General features: G+C 72.8%; 4 protein-coding genes. 2 read left to right on the top strand and 2 right to left on the bottom strand.

Annotated elements, in window-relative coordinates; genetic code table 11:
• Positions 1 to 280: 280 nt before the first annotated feature.
• Together ACOV8S_RS27205 and ACOV8S_RS27200 are read right to left on the bottom strand one after the other, a co-directional pair.
• Entirely contained in the window at positions 281 to 460 is a 180-nt protein-coding gene (locus ACOV8S_RS27205) for a sodium:neurotransmitter symporter (RefSeq protein WP_448321043.1), read from the bottom strand.
• A gap of 169 nt (positions 461 to 629) precedes the next feature.
• On the bottom strand, positions 630 to 1,505 hold the full coding sequence (locus ACOV8S_RS27200) for a hypothetical protein (protein WP_448321041.1): 876 nt from the start codon (positions 1,503 to 1,505) through the stop codon (positions 630 to 632).
• A 109-nt stretch (positions 1,506 to 1,614) separates the two neighbouring features.
• Here ACOV8S_RS27200 and ACOV8S_RS27195 point away from each other — a divergent pair, with 109 nt between their 5' ends.
• Positions 1,615 to 1,962: a deoxyxylulose-5-phosphate synthase gene (locus ACOV8S_RS27195; RefSeq protein ID WP_448321039.1), complete on the top strand. Its 348-nt coding sequence runs from the start codon at positions 1,615 to 1,617 to the stop codon at positions 1,960 to 1,962.
• 270 nt (positions 1,963 to 2,232) lie between these two features.
• Positions 2,233 to 3,066, top strand: an 834-nt coding sequence (locus ACOV8S_RS27190; protein ID WP_448321037.1) for a histidine kinase dimerization/phosphoacceptor domain-containing protein, incomplete at its 3' end; no start/stop codon positions are given.

The raw sequence follows: 3,066 nt of genomic DNA, 5'->3' as shown, positions 1-3,066 counted from the left end.
GCCCAGGAGAGGGCCATGGTGGTAGTGCGGGGCAGGCGGTCGATCACCAGCGGCACCAACAGGGAGACGGCGACGGAGGCGGCTCCGAATCCAGCGGCAACTCGGGCCCCGCGAGGCGGTAACCGCCTGTCGCACGTACCAAGTGCGCTGCTGCGCAACGACGTTGCTCGGTGACGTCACGATCAGGCGAAGAGTCCCGCCAGGGTGAGGGCGGCGAGGACGAGCACGATGCCCCATGCCGGCGGTGCTGAGGCGGACGGCGGCATGATCAGTGACATCGTCACCGCGGGAACCCCGCGCGCAGGAAGTGGAGTCCGCCCACGGTGAGAACGACGCCCATGCAGAGGGGCAACACGGCTCGCGCGTTGCCGCCACCGACGTCCCTCACTCCGGCATGGAGCAGAGCGATGCCGCACAGCAGCGCGACGAGCCCTCCTGCGATCACTGCGGTCCTGCGCATGGGGAAGCTCCCGTCTCCCGCGGGCGAGATGCGTGACGCCGGTTGTCGCCGCAGTGGGTCGCCCCCGTGCCGTCCCTCCGTCGTCACGGACTTGAGGGTGCCCCCGGCTTCGGGGTTGAAGCCCGGGCCTCGCCCGGGGCCGGCGGACCGGATCCCTGGGAGCACGTGGTCATTCCGCCGGGGAGCGGGCCGGTGGGGTCGGGAGCCGGGCGATCCAGGCACGGTGACGGGTCCGGACGGCCCGGCGTTCCGTGGCCTCGGCAAGCACGGCGGCTCTGGCGTCTTTGGCGTCGAACGCCGCCGGAGCGAAGCGGCCGTCGGCTTCGACGTGCCACTCCCAGTTGTCCTGCCAGAACTCCACCGTCCAGCCCGGCCACGACTCCGGCACCCGGTACGCCCGAGGGGTGGAGGAGAGGGACCACCAGCCCAGGTGGCGGCGCTCCGGGGCGAGGTGGACGCCGGAGTTGACGTGCAGGTGGCAACGTTCGTGCCGAGGGGCGGCCGACAGGCGGTCGAGCAGGGCGAGGCCCTCGCGGACCGGGTGGTCGAAGGCGTCGGAGGCGACGTGGCAGTGGCCGGTGCGGACCGTGATCACCACACCGCCGGGGTCGGGCCCCGTCAGGTCCGCGTCACCAGGGGCGAGGAACGGGGCCAGGTCGAGGTTCGCTTCGCGGCAGCGGACGTCCCCGGGGTCGAGCCCGACGTACGCACGCAACTGTGCCGGTCCGTCGTACAGCCAACGGACCTCCCAGCCCGGCCACGCGGCGCGGATCAGTTCGAACATGGCCGCCCGGTGGCGGAGTTCGGTGCTTGGTCCCTCCCAGGCGAAGAACAGCAGCACCTTCCGTCCGAGGTCGAGCAGTATTCCGCCCTGGGCCATGTTGTCGTCCAGCCACCAGCCGTCCTGGCGCAGCTCGGGAAGCATGGCGAGAACCGGCGCCGGCCCGTCCAGCAGGTCGAGGTCGATGCCGACCGCCCAGCCGGTGCGGTACAGCTCATGTGTGCCGTTCCCGTGGACCACGATCACGTTGGCTCTGTCGCCCATCGGGTCAGGATGACCTGGCGGGCAGCTGTCGGCCAGCCGTTTTCGGCACGGTCCCGGGCGGGGCGAAAAGCCGTCGTGACCGCGGCCGGCCGCCGCTACCGTGGGCGGCATGGGGATCGCCAGGACGTCGTTCGTGTGTCTGCCGTGCCGGGCTTCGTGGAAGCAGGAGTTCCGCAGGGAGGGCGATGACGGCCGCGCGCGGATCTGCCCGCGTTGCGCGGGTCCGCTGACCCACGTCGGGTCGGTCTTCGCGGCGCCCTCGCGGCGGGACGACGAGGGCTGGCGGGTGCTGACGGTGCTGCTGAACGCGGGCATCCGTTTCCACGCGAGCTGTTGCACCGGCTGCGGCCAGGGCTACCGTCCGCGCACCATGCGCGAGGTGCGGGAGCGGCTCGCGTACGCAGGGCGCACCGGGGTGCCCGTCGCCAGTGCCCTGGTGCTGCCGGAGGTGCCGTGAGCTGCGTCCTGCCCGGCGGCGAGGGTGCGAGCTGCTGACCCCATGGCTGCCGGGTGGCGGCCGGCGGCGGGGGAGCGCATGACGGCCACGCCCGCCCTCCGGGCGGCGGCACGAAGCGGCGCGACCTGCGACCCGTGCCCCGGAGGACGACCGCGAACGCCGGCAGCGGCGGGACGGATGTCCGGCGTGCCGTGCGGGCCTGGCGGGGAGCCGCTCGCAACCGCCGCCGCCTTCCTCGGGGCAGGCCTGCCGGGCTCCTAGACTGAGGACGTGAAAAGGCTCCGCTGGACCGACTGGCTGCCGGCCGGAGGCATGTTCTGCGGGCTGGTGGTCAACATCCTGGTGGCCGGTCCCGACTCGGGGACCCGGCCGATGTGGCCCTGGGGCTGGGTGCTCACTGCGGTCGCCTGCTCCGCACTCGTCGTGCGGCGCCTGTACCCGCTGAGCGTGGTGGTGGTCACCGGACTGGTCGGCAACGTCTACTACCCGGCCGGTTACCCCGACACCTTCCTCGCCTTCACCTTCCTCGTTGCGATGTACACGCTCACGGTCATCTCGGGACGGCTGCAGGCCCTGCTGGCCACACTCGCCGTCGTCGCGGGGTTCGTCGTCGTCGGACGGGTGCGCGGCGCGAGCTTCGCGAGCGACGGTGAGGCCATCGCCGGGATCACGGCACTGCTGATCCTCGCGGTGATCACCGGAGAGGTGCAGCGCGGGCGGATCGAGGCCGACAGCCGGGCCGCGGCCGCCGAGCACACCCGTGAGGAGGAGGCACGGCGGCGCGCCGCCGAGGAACGGCTGCGGATCGCGCGGGAACTGCACGACGTGCTGGCCCACCGCATCTCGCTGATCAACGTCCAGGCGGCCGCGGCCCTGCACCGCGGGGAGCGCGACCTCGCCTTCACGGCGCTGGAGAACATCAAGGCCGCCAGCAAGGAGACGCTCGTCGAACTCCGCGGCGTGCTGGGCGTGCTGCGCCAGTACGACGAGGCCGCGCCCGTCGCGCCGGTACCCGGCCCGGAAGGCCTTCCCGGTCTGGTCGAGCAGGCCGGGCTGTCGGGCCTGAGGGTCCGGCTCGAGGGGGACACACCGAGCGGGCTGCCC

The organism is Streptomyces sp. CO7 (genome assembly GCF_053474865.1).
Note: the sequence above shows the minus strand (reverse complement) of the source record. Positions and strands in the feature narration are given on the sequence as shown.

What these genes read in the sequence shown, in the direction of transcription:
- ACOV8S_RS27205 (WP_448321043.1), bottom strand. Translation starts at nt 460, where the DNA reads ATGCGCAGGACCGCAGTGATCGCAGGAGGGCTCGTCGCGCTGCTGTGC.
- ACOV8S_RS27200 (WP_448321041.1), bottom strand. Translation starts at nt 1,505, where the DNA reads ATGGGCGACAGAGCCAACGTGATCGTGGTCCACGGGAACGGCACACAT.
- ACOV8S_RS27195 (WP_448321039.1), top strand. Translation starts at nt 1,615, where the DNA reads ATGGGGATCGCCAGGACGTCGTTCGTGTGTCTGCCGTGCCGGGCTTCG.